General features: G+C 59.6%; 9 protein-coding genes and 3 pseudogenes. 7 read left to right on the forward strand and 5 right to left on the reverse strand.

The window, feature by feature from the left end; translation table 11 throughout:
• Nucleotides 1–175: 175 nt before the first annotated feature.
• Both VDP61_RS05050 and VDP61_RS05055 read right to left on the reverse strand, forming a co-directional pair.
• A pseudogene (locus tag VDP61_RS05050) lies at nucleotides 176–1,350 on the reverse strand (IS701 family transposase); the annotation flags it as partial.
• A 326-nt stretch (nucleotides 1,351–1,676) separates the two neighbouring features.
• On the reverse strand, nucleotides 1,677–1,955 hold the full coding sequence (locus VDP61_RS05055) for a hypothetical protein (RefSeq protein WP_323005856.1): 279 nt from the start codon (nucleotides 1,953–1,955) through the stop codon (nucleotides 1,677–1,679).
• A gap of 30 nt (nucleotides 1,956–1,985) precedes the next feature.
• Between VDP61_RS05055 and VDP61_RS17820 the strand changes: the two are divergent.
• The 3 genes and pseudogenes from VDP61_RS17820 to argF form a co-directional block, all read left to right on the forward strand.
• Nucleotides 1,986–2,244 (forward strand): annotated as a pseudogene (locus tag VDP61_RS17820) (hypothetical protein); the annotation flags it as partial.
• 350 nt (nucleotides 2,245–2,594) lie between these two features.
• A complete protein-coding gene (locus tag VDP61_RS05060; protein ID WP_323005857.1) occupies nucleotides 2,595–3,776 on the forward strand; it encodes an aspartate aminotransferase family protein in 1,182 nt (393 codons plus the stop codon).
• Between the two features lie 91 nt (nucleotides 3,777–3,867).
• Nucleotides 3,868–4,795, forward strand: a pseudogene (gene argF / locus VDP61_RS05065) (ornithine carbamoyltransferase).
• A 31-nt stretch (nucleotides 4,796–4,826) separates the two neighbouring features.
• Here argF and hrpB read toward each other — a convergent pair.
• A complete protein-coding gene (gene hrpB / locus VDP61_RS05070; RefSeq protein ID WP_323005858.1) occupies nucleotides 4,827–7,283 on the reverse strand; it encodes an ATP-dependent helicase HrpB in 2,457 nt (818 codons plus the stop codon).
• 7 nt (nucleotides 7,284–7,290) lie between these two features.
• A complete protein-coding gene (locus VDP61_RS05075) occupies nucleotides 7,291–8,022 on the reverse strand; it encodes a DUF3108 domain-containing protein (RefSeq protein ID WP_323005859.1) in 732 nt (243 codons plus the stop codon).
• Between the two features lie 193 nt (nucleotides 8,023–8,215).
• Between VDP61_RS05075 and meaB the strand changes: the two genes are divergently transcribed.
• Both meaB and VDP61_RS05085 read left to right on the forward strand, forming a co-directional pair.
• Complete coding sequence (gene meaB, locus VDP61_RS05080; protein ID WP_323005860.1) at nucleotides 8,216–9,199, forward strand: methylmalonyl Co-A mutase-associated GTPase MeaB; 984 nt, start codon at nucleotides 8,216–8,218, stop codon at nucleotides 9,197–9,199.
• Nucleotides 9,200–9,337: 138 nt separating this feature from the next.
• Nucleotides 9,338–11,635 carry a glycosyl hydrolase family 28-related protein gene (locus tag VDP61_RS05085; RefSeq protein ID WP_323005861.1) on the forward strand — a complete coding sequence of 766 codons (2,298 nt, stop codon included), beginning with the start codon at nucleotides 9,338–9,340 and terminating at the stop codon, nucleotides 11,633–11,635.
• 81 nt (nucleotides 11,636–11,716) lie between these two features.
• Here VDP61_RS05085 and VDP61_RS05090 read toward each other — a convergent pair whose 3' ends face one another.
• Nucleotides 11,717–12,196 (reverse strand): HugZ family protein, encoded by a 480-nt coding sequence (locus VDP61_RS05090; RefSeq protein WP_323005862.1) that lies wholly within the window; start codon nucleotides 12,194–12,196, stop codon nucleotides 11,717–11,719.
• A gap of 82 nt (nucleotides 12,197–12,278) precedes the next feature.
• Here VDP61_RS05090 and VDP61_RS05095 point away from each other — a divergent pair, with 82 nt between their 5' ends.
• Complete coding sequence (locus VDP61_RS05095; RefSeq protein ID WP_323005863.1) at nucleotides 12,279–13,952, forward strand: SulP family inorganic anion transporter; 1,674 nt, start codon at nucleotides 12,279–12,281, stop codon at nucleotides 13,950–13,952.
• A gap of 344 nt (nucleotides 13,953–14,296) precedes the next feature.
• Nucleotides 14,297–16,261, forward strand: coding sequence for an acetate--CoA ligase (gene acs / locus VDP61_RS05100; RefSeq protein ID WP_323005864.1), 1,965 nt, complete (start codon nucleotides 14,297–14,299; stop codon nucleotides 16,259–16,261).
• The last annotated feature ends 2 nt before the right edge of the window (nucleotides 16,262–16,263 follow it).

The following is a 16,263-nucleotide window of genomic DNA, read 5'->3' on the forward strand; positions in this document are numbered from 1 at the left end:
TCTGTTGGGCTATGGCCTGATGAGCGCGTCGCCAGAGCGACCATGCAATGACATGGGCGGGATGAATTTGTTGCCGTGCGAGGCGGGTGGCGATGCGGCGGATTTCCTGCATCGACCAGCGGATCAGTTGGCGGTCTTTCGCCATACCGACCGCATCTTTTTTTTGGGGATCCAAGGGGCGAGTATTGGCCCGATTGCGGATGACTGCCATCATCGCGAACGCGAGCATCACCAGCGAGACGTGGCGATGCCAGCCATGCCAAGAGCGGGTTTCGTTGTGGTCGAGGCCGAACTCATTTTTGGCAGTCTCAAAACTCTCTTCGATCGCCCAACGATGCCCCTCCACCGTCACCAGTTTTTCCACAGGCGTGCCAACCGGGCACCAGGTCGAGAAGAAGGCGAGGTCGCCATCGGCGATATTGCGGCGGATCAGCAGCCCGCGTGTCCAGACACCGGTGAAATCCGCGCTGAAATCATCGGCGTCAAGATCAGCGAGATCGAGATAGGCCCAGTCATGCAGTCTCGCGCCTTTGGTCCCCTGGCCTGCTGACAGCCGGTGCCAGGCATCCTCGGGCAAAGCTTCAGCGATGTCCTTCGCGGTTCCGTTTACGGCCAGCGGCTTACCCCATGAGCGGAACGAATGGTTGGCGTTCACACCCAGCACATAGCCTTTGGCTGCGCGTTTGAGCGCCATTTCCATGTCTCCCACGCCATAAACGCTGTCGGCCGCCACCCAGGAAAACGGCACGTTTGAAGCAATCGCCCGCTCGATCATCGTGCGCGCCAGTGCTGGCTTGGTGGCAAAGCGAATGCTGTCCGGCACATGGGCCGCCGCCAGGCGATCCCGGTCATCCGCCCAGCCCTTTGGCAGATAGAGCGCCCGATCAATGAAGGCATGACCATGCCGGGAGACATAGGATGCGAACACACCGATCTGGCAATTGGTGATCTTGCCGGCCGAACCTGTATATTGCCGACCGACCCCGCAGGATGCCTTGCCCTGCTTGAGAAAACCGGTCTCATCAAGCACGAGAACGGCATCGGGATCGGCCAGCGTCTCAAGCGCGTAATCACGCATGATGTCGCGCAAAAATCCGCGTCCCAGCATCCGCGACCCAGGATCGCCTGTTGCCGCCAGGGGCCGAGATCGCCCGCTGCTTCCGCACGCATCCATCCCGTCTTGCGTCTTTCTTCCCCCAGTAAGCCGTCCAAAAAATGGCCCGCTGACACCGCCACACGCTCCTGCGTGAACAACGGTCGCATCCGCGCCTTCACTTCCCGCAACGAAGACGCCCAAAGTTCAAGCGTCGCCTCGACTGATGCACCTGTCATCCATGACCTCCGATTCATGGAAACTCATGGATTCAGACATCAGAGTAAAATGCAACTGTAATGCTAGGGCCAGGCTTCATAAACAGAACATGACCATGGCGGCAAGCGTGCAGGCTGAGAGGAAGATCTATGGTGGAAAATGGACGGGGCGGTAAAAGTTGATCCATTTCTCTGGCTGGAGCATGTATATTTGGGCATGATTACATTGCGCGACAGAAGAGCTGGTGATTTTTTTGAACGCGGGTGGGAAATGGGTGGGAAAGCGGCAAATGTGGCCGGATCGCCCATGGGTGGGGGTGTTTCGGGAGCACCTTCTTGATGATCGTAAGCGATGCGTAAGCCTTTCAATTACCCACAAGTTTGGCCATGTAGACTGGCTTGTGCAGCTTCAAAACCGATGACGATATCGGCGAGGCGGGAGACGCCGCGCCATAAGACGGTTGGCCCGGGTGGCGCATCATGTTTTCGGGCGAGGCAGCCGCCAAGCCTGGCGATGGCGCGCGGTCGAAATCGAGATCGCGGCTCTGGCCAGATGTTGCTGTAACTCTGGTTCTGTTGACCAGCGCCAGCTCGGTTTCGGTGAGGGCGGCGGTGGCACTGGTCGCTCTGCGCAGCATCGTCATGCAGAATATCCTCCATGCCGTGACGTAGGCGAGGGCGGCGGCAAATCCTCCATTCTGGAGAGCGTGCGATATCCCCTTCGGCGAAAAGGCGTAGGACAAAGAGTACAAGGACAAACTCTTGCCACATGCCCTTGAAGGCGGCACGTTGATTGTGGGGGCGACCGACCGGCATGCTGGGCGGTTTGAGGCAAGCGGCATCTGGGGGCAATCGCCGAATGTCCATGTCGATGGCACGCTGCATCCGGGCGTCTCTCTTAAGCAAACCATCATCGCCCCGCCCCCAGCCTTTCGAAGTCGTCTGAACCGCCCGTCATTCAGGTTAAGGCAACCAAATCATGCAGCACTCAACCCGTCAAGCGCGCTGAGAAAATCAAACCTGACACTCCGTGCATCCCTTGGTGGGTTTCAAGGGGGATTACCTTTCCCTCCAAAATCCGGCTTTACATGCGCTTGGCTTCGCCGTACCAATTTCGCATGATCATCAAGGCCCATCTTTTTCAATTGCCCCGACGCCGACGCTGTCCCAGGTGTTTTCGGGCGATCTGACTTGCCTTTTCGGCAGCTTTCCTTCCAGATATATCCGTTGATTTGACCGCTTGCCTTTGACACGGCTTGCCCTTCCTCAAATAGGACCATGCTATGATTTCTTCTGTCTTGCCGACGTATAATCGCGCCCCCCTTGCCTTTGATAAGGGCGAGGGATCATGGCTGACCACGGTAGACGGCGAGCGCTATCTCGACCTTGGGGCCGGTATCGCGGTCAATGCACTGGGCCATGCCAACCCGGATCTGGTCGCTGTGCTGACGGCCCAAGCCGCGCGGCTGTGGCATGTCTCGAACCTTTACCAAATCCCGCAGCAGCAGCAACTTGCGGATATGTTGGTCGAATATACCTTTGCGGATACGGTATTTTTCACCAATTCCGGTACCGAGGCGGCAGAGTTGGCGATCAAGATGGCGCGGAAATATTGGCATGACAAGGGCGAGCCTGATCGTATTGAAATCCTGACCTTTGATGGCGCGTTTCATGGGCGCTCTACCGGGGCGATTGCCGCAGCCGGGTCGGAAAAGATGACAAAAGGTTATGGCCCCTTGATGCCCGGCTTCAAAACCCTGCCCTTTGGCGATCATGAGGCGCTGCAGGCTGCCATCAGTGACAAGACGGCGGCCATCATGCTTGAGCCGATTCAGGGCGAAGGCGGCATTCGGGTGTTGCCGGATGCCTGCCTGAAAGGGCTGCGTGACCTGTGCGATGAAAGCGGCGCGTTGATGATCCTTGATGAGGTGCAATGCGGTGTTGGCCGCTCGGGCAAGTTGTTTGCGCATGAATGGGCAGGCATTTCGCCTGATATCATGATGGTGGCCAAAGGGATTGGCGGTGGCTTTCCTTTGGGTGCCGTTCTGGCCACCGAGACAGCGGCCTCCGGCATGGTCGCGGGCAGCCATGGTTCGACCTATGGCGGCAACCCTTTGGGCTGTGCCATCGGGGCCAAGGTATTGGAGATCGTTGCCGATCCTGCTTTCCTGGCCGAGGTCAGCCGCAAATCTTCGTTGTTCCGCCAAGGCCTCGAAGGGCTTGTTGCCAATCACCCTGATATTTATGAGGCCGTGCGCGGAACCGGCCTGATCCTTGGCCTGAAATGCAAGGCAGCCAATACGGATGTCGTCAAGGCAAACTACGCCCAGCACCTGCTTACCGTGCCTGCCGCTGACAATGTAATCCGCCTGTTGCCGGCGCTCAACATCCCGGATGCTGATATCGCCGAGGCTTTGGCGCGCCTCGACAAAGCGGCAACGGCGCTTGAGAATTCAGCGATTTAACCCTTTCTTTTCGGTCCAAATATCCCGGGGGGACCGGGGGGCTGGCCCCCCGGCGCGTTCCCCAAAAGCCAAAGCCTGGAAGGCCAGTACCATGACAGATTTTCTTGATATCCACACCACAGATGCCGGGCAATTGCGCGGCATGATTGACTTGGCGCGCGCGATGAAAATTGCCCGCAATGGGCGGCCAAAAGGAACGCCCGATGATGAGCAACCGCTCGCGGGCCACATGGTTGCGCTGATTTTTGAAAAAACCGTCCACCCGGACTCGGGTGTCATTTGACGTTGGCGTGCGTCAGTTGGGCGGGCAGACGATGGTGCTGTCAGGCAAGGAAATGCAGCTTGGCCATGGTGAAACCATCGCCGATACGGCGCGCGTTCTTAGCCGCTATGTCGATCTGATCATGATCCGCACGTTTGAGGAGGCGACGCTTCAGGAAATGGCGGAACATGCCACGGTTCCGGTGATCAACGGGCTGACCAACCGCACCCACCCGTGCCAGATCATGGCAGATGTGATGACCTATGAAGAGCATCGCGGCCCGATTGCAGGCAAAAAGGTGGTCTGGTGTGGCGATGGAAACAACGTCGCGGCCAGCTTTTTGCACGCCGCCGGTCAGTTCGGGTTTGATTTCACCTTTACCGGGCCGCAAACCCTTGAGCCAGAAGCGGAATGGATTGGCTTTGCCCGTGAAAAGGGTGTGCGTGTCGTGCTAGAGCGTGACCCGGAGAAAGCGGTCGAGGGCGCAGATCTTGTGGTGACAGACACATGGGTTTCCATGCACGACCCGGAATCCGCCAAAGAGCGCCGTCACAACCAGTTGCGGGGCTATCAGGTCAATGAGGCATTGATGGCCAGGGCCAAGCCTGACGCCCTGTTCATGCATTGCCTGCCTGCGCATCGCAATGATGAGGTGACAAGCGCCGTGATGGATGGTCGCCATTCAGTCGTCTTTGATGAAGCTGAAAACCGTCTTCATGCACAAAAGGCGGTTATGCGCTGGTGTCTTGGGGTCTGATGCCAAGGCGCCTTGGCGTGAACTCAGGGGCTCAGGTGCCACGCGGCTTGGCGCGCAATGTGGGGTCAGCGGCTCGTGGGTCTTCTGGCCATGGGTGGCGGGGATAGCGGCCGCGCATATCTTTGCGCACATCTGCATAGGAATTGGCCCAAAAGCCGGGCAAGTCCATGGTTACCTGCACCGGCTTGCCGCCCGGTGACAGCAAGGTGATGCGCAGAGGCAGCGATTTTGGCCCGACTGCCGGATGGGCCGTCACCCCAAACATTTCTTGCAGGCGCAGTTCAATCCCCGGCGCGTCGCCGTCATAGTCAATCGGAATACGGCGCCCCAACGGGGTTTCGAAATGCGACGGTGTCAAGCGGTCAAGCCGTTGCATGGCCTCCCAGCCCAGAAGGGCGCGCAGGGCATCGGTCAGGTCAAGCGCGCGTAACTGGCTTTCGGTTTTCGCCTTGGTCAGATAGGGCAGCAGCCAGTCGGGGTCGGCCAGCAGGGCCTCATCGGCTAGATCGGGCAGGTCGCTGCCATCTTCGCGGCACAGGTAAACGCGGGCGCGCAGACGTTGGGCACTGGGTGTCCAGGGCAGGCCAATCACCCGCAGCCCTTCGAAAGCCGCGCGGGCCATGGCCTCGGGGGGGGCATCGGGCCACGGGCGATCATCCAGCACCAATGCCCCAAAACATTCCTGCCGCCGTGCAATGATCTTGCCGTCCCGGCGTGACCACGCGCACAGATCCACCCAGGCGATCTGATCGCTGTAAAGGTTGCGGAGTTCGGCATCGTGCAGCGGGGCGGCCTGACGAATTCTGGCCTCGCGCGTGTCGCCGTCAAGATCGGTGGCAACGATCAGGCGATGGGCGGCAAGCGGCGTGCCCGCGTCCATCACCGCGCCTTTGCCGCCCGACAGGATATAGCGCGGGTCATCGCCCTTGCGGCGCAGCCCGATGCGGTCAGGATAGGCAAGGGCAGCAAGTTCGCCGGGGCTGAGCGCGCTGGTCTTGGTGCTGCGGGTCAGGCGCTTGGCTTCGGATCTGATCCGCTCGATCACGCCACGATCTGCTGTAAAGGGGTGGGTGTCTTCAAAGTGGCGCGGGTTGGCGATAGCGGCAAGCCTAAGGGCAATATCGGGGGGGGCGGCGCGCACCGGGTCACGTTCGGCCAGTAGTGCGGCAAGGGTGGCGGCATCGGGGCCGCCGCCGGCAGTTTGCAGCATATGCCCAAGGCGCGGGTGCAGGGGCAGGGCGGCCAAGGCGCGGCCATGATCGGTGATGCGGCCCCCTTTCAAGGCACCAAGTGCGGCAAGAAGGGCATGCAATTCGGCCATCACGCCGGGATTTGGCACTGTCAGAAAGGCCAGGCCTTCGGCGCTGCCCCAAAGCGCCAGTTCCAGCGCAAGGGGCGTCAGATCGGCCGCTTCAATCTCGGCAGGAGGAAATGCGGCCAGCCCGCCTTCTTCGCCCTTGGTCCAAAGCCGGTAGCAGGTGCCGGGGGCAACACGGCCCGCGCGGCCCCTGCGCTGCGCGGCCTCGGCCTTGGTGACACGTTCGGTAACAAGGCGTGACATGCCGGAATTGGGGTCAAACCGGGCGCGGCGGGATTTTCCGGCATCCACCACCACGCGAATATCGGGCAGCGTCAGCGAGGTTTCGGCAATGGCGGTGGCCAGCACGATCTTGCGGCCCTGTGCCTGCGGGGCGAGGGCGGCGCGTTGATCGGCAAAGCCCATATTCCCGAACAGCGGGCGAATGATGCAGCCTGCGGGCAAGCGGCCCCGGAGTGCGGCCTCGGTGCGGCGGATTTCGCCTTCGCCGGGCAGAAAAGCCAGAAGGCCGCCTTGGGGGCATTCCTCCAAGGCTTGCAGGATAAGGGCGGCAGTTTCGGTTTCCAACCGCGCGCGCGGCGGCAGGGGGCGGGGCAGCCAGCGGGTTTCTACCGGATAGGCGCGGCCTTCGGAACTGATCAGCGGCGCGTCGCCCATCAGGGCGGCCACCGGGGCGGCATCAAGCGTGGCTGACATGACCAGCAAAATCAGATCGTCGCGCAATGCGCTGCGGAGTTCCAATGCCAGGGCAAGGCCAAGATCGGCGTTCAGGCTGCGTTCGTGAAATTCGTCAAAGATCACGGCGCCGATCCCCTCAAGGCCGGGGTCAGATTGGATCATGCGGGTCAGAATGCCCTCGGTCACCACCTCAATGCGGGTAGCGCGGCTTACCTTTGCCTCGCCGCGCACCCGGTAGCCGACAGTTTGGCCAATAGGTTCGCCCAGTGTTTCGGCCATGCGTTCGGCCGATGTGCGGGCGGCAAGGCGGCGGGGTTCCAACATCAAGATGCGGCCCGACGTCAGGCCCGCCCCCAATATGGCCAAGGGTACGCGGGTGGTTTTGCCCGCGCCGGGCGGCGCTTGCAATACGGCCATGCCGCGGGCGCGCAATGCGGCCAGCAAGCGGGGCAGCGCCTCATCAATCGGCAGGGGTTGGTTCGGGTTTGTCACGCAGGTCTTATCGGCGTTTCATTGCGGCTTTACCATAGATAGTCTCCATCGCGATCTCGGTCACGCGCATCCGGCCATTACCGGCGGGCTGGTAGGTAAGGGTAAAGGGAAAGGTGGTGCGTTCGGCCATTTCTTCTGGCTTGAAGCCCGCGATCCGCTGGTATTGGCCAGAGCAAAGCACGGCATCTTTCTTTGCTTGCGGCTTGGCAATGGCGATGGAACTGACATAGCGGCCATCATACATTTTCAGGTTGACCTTGCATTCCTGCCCGGCATCGACATCGCGCAAGATGGCGTAAAGCGCGGTCAGCGTATCCACGGTGCCGCCCATGGTTGCGGGGTCCACGTCTTTATCGCGGCCTTCGCGGGCAGGGGTATATTGTACGGCACTTGGCACCCCGCGCGTATAGGTCATCTTGCTGGTTGATTTCTTTTTGCCATTATCGGAATCCTCGACATAGCTGGACGGGGTATAGCGTGTGCCGGAAACTGCGCCCCTGGCCGTGCCGGTATAGCTGATCTTGCGAAACATCGCGGCAATGCCAGCGCTTTTGAGAAGGCCAGACACGGCATAGCGGTTTCCGTCTTCGAGGGCGGAAAACGCAAGGGTGGCGGCGCTGATGCCACGGATCACGACATCAAACGTGGCCTTGTCTTCAACCCGGTCGGCCGATGCGGTGCTTGGCATGGCAGCGCCAAGGGCCAGGACCAGTGCGGCAATGCGAAGCGATTCTGTCATGCGTTCCTCAATTCTTCAAGGTATTTTGGTCTTTGGCGCATATTCACGCTTTCAGACGTTTTTTTCCTGCTTCGTCTGGAATATAGACCATGGGCGGGGCAAAAAACCCCTAAGCTTGGGGGTAAAGATGACAAAGCCGTCACTTTGTCGAATATCCCCGCAAATTCAAGCGAAACCTTGCCGGAGCCGCCCTATGGATGTTTCACAAATAGCACAAAGCGTTGCAGCCGGGGATCGGCGGGCCTTGGCGCGGGCGATCACCCTGGTGGAATCAACCCGCGCCGAGCATCGTGCGCTGGCGTTGGAACTGGCCGATCGTTTGCGCAGCACGGGGCGGCAAGCGCTGCGGATCGGGCTGTCAGGGACACCGGGGGTCGGAAAATCGACCTTCATCGAGAGTTTCGGGCTGATGTTGGTGGCGCAGGGGTTGCGTGTTGCCGTGCTGGCGGTGGACCCGTCTTCGGCGCGGTCGGGGGGGTCTATTCTTGGCGATAAAACCCGCATGGAACGGCTGAGCCGCGAGGCTTTGGCGTTCATTCGTCCGTCGCCCAGTCAGACGCATCTTGGCGGTGTGGCGCGGCGCACGCGCGAGGCGGTGGCGCTGTGTGAGGCGGCGGGGTTTGATGTGGTTCTGATTGAAACCGTTGGCGTTGGCCAGTCGGAAACCGTTGTGGCCGAGCTGAGCGATCTGTTCATCTTGCTGCTTGCCCCTGCGGGCGGGGATGAGTTGCAGGGCGTGAAGCGCGGCATCATGGAAATGGCCGATATCATTCTGGTCAACAAGGCCGATGGCGATTTGAAGCCTGCCGCGTTGCGTACATGTTCCGATTATGCAGGCGCCTTGCGGCTGCTGCGCCGCCGCCCGCAAGACCCTGGCGGATTTCCCAAAGCGCTGACCGTATCGGCACTGGAAGATGCGGGGCTGGAAAAAGCCTGGGTGGAAATGCAAGCCCTGACCGAATGGCGCAAGGCAAATAACCATTGGGAAACCCGCCGCGCCGCGCAATCGCGGCATTGGTTTGAAGAAGAAGTGCGCCAGGGTCTGCTTGCGGCCCTGACGGCAAAACCCGAAACCCGCGAGGCGATGCGGGCCGCTGGCGATGCGGTTGCACGCGGTGAAATGACCCCCGACAGCGCGGCCGCAAAGGTTTTGCACAGCCTTGCCGCGCGGTGCTGATCTGTTGCGGGGCGGCAGCGTGCAGCGAACGCTGGTCTTAACCTGAATTAACCCGTTCTCGCTAATCCTGACCTCTGTCTTGGTAGGTCGCTGAGCGGCTTGTCTTGCGAAACGCGCAAAACGTGAGGGTTTGGATCAATGAACAAAGCGATTACTGACGGGCTGGTGCTGACGCCCCCCCCGTTTTCGGCGGGGCTTAATCTGTGGTCGCGTGAAAATGGCACGCCAGGCTCCGGCAGCTATGCCGGCCAGCCAAACGCTGCTTTTGTCCCGGCAGATCAGGATTTTGGCGGATGTCTTGAGCTGCAAAAGATCACGAGCACGCAAAAACTGCGGTCCTTTGCCGAAACGCCGATCCTTCCGGGGCTGTATCTTCGGGTGACGGCGCGGGTCAAGGCCATTGCTGGCAACCTGCCAACGGTGCGGATTGCGGCCTGGGCCGGGGCGTCGAACAACACCAATGTAACGGGGGTTCCGCAAACCGGGCCTGCCGTTGCGCTGACAAGCTATGGCGAGGTCGTGACCGTTTCGGCGATCATCTCGACCTCCAATCGGCCGGGGGTCAGCATGGCCTGGGGCGCGGCCCCGGTTTACGGCCATTTCGGCCTTGATCTAACCGGGTCAAATGGTGGTGTGGTCCGCATCGACGACATTGAAATTGAAGACATCACTGCGGCTTTTCTGCGTGATATGATGACTTGGGTTGATGTGCGTGATTTTGGGGCGATCGGCGATGGTGTCGCCGATGATGCACCCGCCTTTGATGCGGCGGATACGTTTGCGCGCCTCAACGGGTTGTCGGTGCTGGTGTCTGCCGGGACCTATTTTCTGAATACCAATGTCACCTTTTCGTCCAAGGTCAAGTTTGAGGGCACGGTCGTAATGCCGCCGCAGTTCCGCCTGTCCTGCACGCGCGACTATAACATGAATACCTATGAGGCCGCCTTTGGCGACGAGGAAGAAGGCTTTCGTCGTGGGCTTCAGGTGTTGTTCTATTTCACCGATCACACAACCTTTGATCTTAACGCACGGCGGGTTGTTCTGAAAAACCCGGTGGATGTGGCTGCGGTTTCGGGGCTGAATACGCTGGTGCAGCGCCGCGTCCTGGCAAACGGCATGCTGGAGGCCGGGAATTCAACGGCCTGGGGCAACTCCAGCGCGACTTCGGTGGCAACCTACACCCCCAACAGCAATGCAATGCGCCTGACGGGGGTGGCCAATGTGGCCAATATCATCGTCGGTTCACGCGTGACGGGAACCGGGGTGGGGCGCGAGATCTATGTCAAATCCAAGGATGTGGGCGCAGGCACAGTGGAGCTGAGCCGCCCGCTTTGGGGCGCCGCAGGCACGCGCACCTATACATTCACGCGGTACAAATACCTGCTGGATTTCAGCGGTTTTTCAAAACTGGGCCGGTTTGAGATCCGGGATATGGAATTTCAGTGCAACGGCCTTGCCAGTGCGGTGAATTTGCCGCCTGCGGGTGTCGGTTTCATCTTTGCGGATTGCAACTTCAACAAGCCAAAAGACCGGGCCATTACCTCTATCGGTGAAGGGTGCCAGGGGTTGCATGTTGATCAATGCCAGTTCTTGTCGAATGAACAGCCGTTGCGGGTGCAGGACCGGACGACGATCGCGTTGAACGTGAATTCCAACGATCCGAAAATCCGCGATAATCGCATTGTACGCTTTGCGCATTTTGCGGTTCTGGGTGGCTCTGGGAATATGCTGATCGGCAATCATTTCTTTCAGGGGGATGATGAATCGGCAGGCGTGCGGCGTGCGGGGGTTGTCTTTACCTCAACCAACATAAAAACGTTGATTACCGGGAATTATATCGACAATTGCTATATTGAATGGGGCAATGAGCATGACTCTGCGCCAGAGTTCAATGCCGAATACTCGTTCGGCGGGCTGACGGTAACGGGCAATATCTTTACCTGCAACGATACGGCTGCGTCACATAGTTTTGTCGTCATCACCCCATATGGTCCGGGCCATTTCATCAACGGCTTTACGATGAATGACAATGCCTTTCGAACCGTGAATACCAATATAGATCGGGTGGAGCGGGTCGATACCACCCATTCGACGCTTGATTTTACCCGGTTTCGTAATGTGGTTGTCGAGTCGAATGCCTTTAACGGCATCAATCAGATCACGCAAAGCCCGGTCACGATTCAACATGATCAGAACACCGCAGCCGATACCTGGGTTATCGACACCGAGGGCTATTTGCCGTTTGGTGGGCGGGCGCGCAATATGCCGGGCCTTACCATGGAAAACGCGGTACGAAATGCCTTGAATGTGATCGAGTATGTGACACCCTATGCCGAAACGGAAAAAGGGACAGGGGCGCGCATGATTTACCTGCGGTGGCCAAAGGCTGTGCGGGGGCGGGTGCACGCGACGATCCGCTGCGATAACCCGAACTGATCTTTACGGCGTGGACGCAAGGCAAGCGCAACAGGCGGGATGGAAACGTCTTGCCTGTTGCAGATTCAGGCGCATTTATGGTCAGGCAAGCAAATCCAGCGCCGAAAGGCGGCGTGCTTTGCCAAAGCCTGCGTTAAGCAGCGCGTCAACCGGATCAAGGCGCACAAAGGCAAAGTCGGCAAAATCAATATAGAGCTTGGCTTTGGGATGCGCCAAAAGCCATAGATCGCGCAGGGGCGGGCGCTGTGTTGCATCGACAAAACTGGCCCGCGCCCGCAGCATCAGGCGTGGATGCGTCAGCGGGTCACCCTTTGGCCCCGGCTCTCCCAAAAGCAGGGCGCAGGTGGGGTTTGCACGCAGACCCGCGAAATGAGGCGCAAGCGCGGAAATCAGGGTCAGCGGCCTGCCCAGATCATCGCGCCCCAGTGAGATGCGGCTGATACCCGGCAGCCCGTCGGTTCCGATATAGGATAATGCCCCGTGCGTCAGGTGCAAGAACCCTTGTGCCACAGCTATCTCTGTCGCATCGGCGGGCGGAGTGGGGTCTGGGCGTTGTTCCATCGGGGCCATTTCTTGCGCTGTGCGCTTGACAAGGGGTTTGCGCGGGGCGTCTTGTTGCCACAAGCAGCGATACAGGCACCCCATGACCAAGACAAGCCAGAGCGACGCACCGGAATTCTTGCCAAAACTGGTTACGGTTTTGCGTGAAGGCTATGGTCTTCAAGATCTGCGGGCAGATGCATTGGCGGGGCTGACCGTGGCGATTGTGGCGCTGCCCTTGTCGATGGCCATTGCAATTGCCAGCGGTGTTGGGCCAGAGCGCGGGCTTTATACCGCAATCATCGGCGGGTTTTTGGTGTCTGCCTTCGGGGGCTCTCGGTTTCAGGTTGGCGGCCCGGCGGGGGCCTTTATCGTGCTGGTTGCAGCCTGTGTGGCTGCAACCGGGATCGAGGGCTTGGTGCTGGCAACCTTGCTGTCAGGGCTGTTGCTGATTGCGGTGGGGGTCTTGCGCATTGGCAGCTATATCCGGTTTATCCCGTATCCGGTCACTGTCGGCTTTACCGCCGGGATTGCGGTTATCATCTTTGCCAGCCAGTTGCGTGATCTGTTCGGCCTGCATCTGGCCGTGACCGAGCCGGGCGAGCTTTTGCACAAGCTGCCCGTTTTGTGGCAGGCGCGGGGCACCGCCAATGCTGCTGCTTTTGCGGTTGCCGGGGCGACGATCGCGATGATCGTCGGGCTGAAGCGGTGGCGCCCCGGTTGGCCGGGGATGCTGATGGCGGTGGTGGTGGCGTCGGTCTTGGTCGCGCTGTTTGGTTTGCAAGTGGAAACCATCGGCACCCGTTTTGGTGGCCTGCCCAGCGGTTTGCCGCGCCCGGCTGTGCCGGAAATATCTGCCGCAAAACTTTGGGCGGCGCTGCCCTGGGCTGTCAGCTTTACCCTGCTGGGGGCGATTGAATCGTTGCTGTCGGCCGTTGTGGCCGATGGGATGACCGGGCGCAGGCACCGCTCCAACGCCGAACTGGTGGCGCAGGGGGTGGCGAATGTCGGCTCGGCCCTGTTTGGCGGCATATGCGTGACCGGAACGATTGCCCGCACCGCAACCAATGTGCGGGCCGGGTCGCGCGGCCCGGTGTCGGGGATGCTGCACGCGGTGTTCGTGCTTGGCTTCATGCTGATCGCAGCACCGCTTGCGGCCTATATCCCGCTGGCAGCCCTTGCCGGGGTGTTGGCGATTGTGGCGTGGAACATGGCTGAAAAAGAGGAGCTGTGGTCACTGATCCGCTTCAGCCGGGCCGATGCGCTGGTGGTCTTGACAACCTTCGCGCTGGTGATCTTTCGAGATCTGACCACGGGTATTGTTGTGGGTGTTGCCCTTGGCGGTGCCGTGTTCATCCGCCGCATGTCTGACGCGACAGAGGTGGGCCACCATGAACGAAAAGGCCGCTATGACCCAAGCGAAGCCAGCCCGTCGGGGCTGGCGGTGTGCTATTTGCGGGGCCCGTATTTCTTTGGGGCTGCGGCGCGGCTTGGTGCCGTCCTGGATCAGATTGCAGACACGCCGCAAGGCTTTGCCGTAGATTTCACCGATGTTCCCTTTATCGACAGTTCCGGGGCGCGGTCGTTTGATCTGTTGGCCCACAAGACCGCACGCAAGGGTGGCAAGCTGTTTTTCACCGCGACCAATGCCGAGGTCAGGGCGATGCTGCAAAGCCACGGGTTGCGCGAACCGCGGGTGACTTACCTGGATGATATTGCGGCAGTCGAGGCTGTTCTGGCTGCGGCCAGACAGGAAAAATTGCCCGAATCAGGTTAGGCAAACCGGCGTGCCCCGCGCCATGTTACCCTGCGGCAGATGCGGCATAACGTTGCGTGACATCAGTGCGAAACAGCCCCCAAGCTGGCGGTCTGCCAGAATTGTCACTGGTTTGTGAACAGCTATCAGCTTGAAAAACAATATCAAAATTTTGCCATAATTTCTGGAATTTACAGATATAAGGCCTAGTTCGTAAATAAATTTACAAGAAAATCATTGTTGTAAAAAGAGTTACGCAAAAATTGACTATTCAGGTATAGTGCCGTTAAGGGAGAGGGTAGCTGCCACACATCGTGGCGGGGCGCCCAAGGGCAATATGCTGCCCGCAATGAGGAGGAACAGTCATGTCGCAACCCGTTCAAGCCGGTTCAGTCTATCCCGCTTCTGATGCGTTTATCGCCAATGCGCATGTGGATGCGGCTACCTATGAGGCGATGTATGCCGCATCTGTCGCCGATCCGGTGGCCTTTTGGGCCGAGCAGGGCAAGCGCGTTGATTGGATCAAGCCCTATACCAAGGTCAAGGATACCACGTTTGAGCTGGGCAAGGTTTCGATCAAGTGGTTTGAGGATGGCCAGCTGAACGTCTCGGCCAATTGCGTTGATCGCCACATGACCACCCGCGCCAACCAGACAGCGATTATCTGGGAACCGGACCACCCCGACACACCGGCGCAGCACATCACCTATGCGCAACTGCTGGAAAACACTTGCCGCATGGCCAATGTGCTGAAGGCGCATGGCGTGACCAAGGGCGACCGCGTTGTCATCTACCTGCCGATGATCCCCGAGGCCGCCTATGCCATGCTGGCCTGCGCGCGGATTGGCGCCATCCACTCCATCGTTTTCGCGGGCTTCTCGCCCGATGCGCTGTCGAACCGGATCAACGACTCTGAGGCGAAATGCGTGATTACCGCCGATTTCGCCCCGCGTGGCGGGCGCAAAACTGCATTGAAGGCCAATACCGATGCGGCCCTTTTGCATTGTGATGACCGGGTGAAATGCCTTGTCGTCAAGCACACCGGCGATCAGACAACCTGGGTTTCGGGCCGCGATGTCGATGTAAAGGCCGAGATGGCCGCCGTTGCGCCCTATTGCTCTTATGTCGAAGTGAATGCCGAAGATCCGCTGTTCATTCTCTATACCTCTGGGTCCACCGGCAAGCCGAAAGGGGTTGTGCATACTTCGGGCGGTTATCTGGTTTACGCCGCGATGACGCATCAGATGACTTTTGATTACCATGATGGCGATGTGTTCTGGTGTACCGCTGATGTGGGCTGGGTGACTGGCCACAGCTATATCATCTACGGCCCGCTGGCGAATGGTGCGACCACGATCATGTTCGAAGGTGTGCCGACCTATCCCGACGCAGGCCGCTTCTGGGAGGTGTGCGCCAAGCACAAGGTCAACCAGTTCTACACTGCGCCTACCGCTATTCGTGCGCTTATGGCGCAGGGGCCCGAATGGGTTGAAAAGCATGACCTGTCCAGCCTGAAGCTGCTCGGCTCGGTCGGGGAACCCATCAACCCCGAGGCGTGGAACTGGTACAACACCCATGTTGGCAAGGGCAAATGCCCGATTGTCGATACGTTCTGGCAAACCGAGACCGGCGGCCATATCGTCACCGCGTTGCCGGGCGCAATTCCACAAAAGCCGGGGTCGGCAACCAAGCCGTTCTTTGGCATCAAGCCTGTTGTCCTGGATGCCGCAACCGCCGCGCTTCAATCGGAAACCGTGGCCGAAGGGGTCATGTGCATTGCGGATAGCTGGCCGGGCCAGATGCGCACGCTTTGGGGCGACCACGCACGGTTCGAGGAAGCCTATTTCAGCCAATATCCCGGTTACTACTTTACCGGCGATGGCTGCCGCCGGGATGAGGACAGTTATTACTGGATCACGGGCCGCGTTGATGATGTGATCAACGTCTCGGGGCACCGTATGGGCACCGCCGAGGTTGAAAGCGCGTTGGTTGCCCACGCGATGGTGGCCGAGGCCGCCGTGGTCGGCTATCCGCATGCGATCAAGGGGCAGGGCATTTACGCCTATATCACCTTGATGAACGATGTGGAGCCTACCGAGGACTTGCGCAAGCAGTTGATCAAATGGGTCCGTACCGAAATCGGCCCGATTGCCAGCCCTGATCTGATCCAATGGGCCCCCGGCCTGCCGAAAACCCGCTCGGGCAAGATCATGCGCCGCATCTTGCGCAAAATTGCCGAAAACGATTACGCAGCGCTTGGCGACATCTCGACGCTTGCCGACCCGTCCGTGGTTGAGGATCTGATTGCCAACCGTATGAATCGGGCCTGACC

Source organism: Pseudorhodobacter sp. (assembly GCF_034675685.1).
In the GTDB taxonomy this organism is placed as follows: domain Bacteria; phylum Pseudomonadota; class Alphaproteobacteria; order Rhodobacterales; family Rhodobacteraceae; genus Pseudorhodobacter.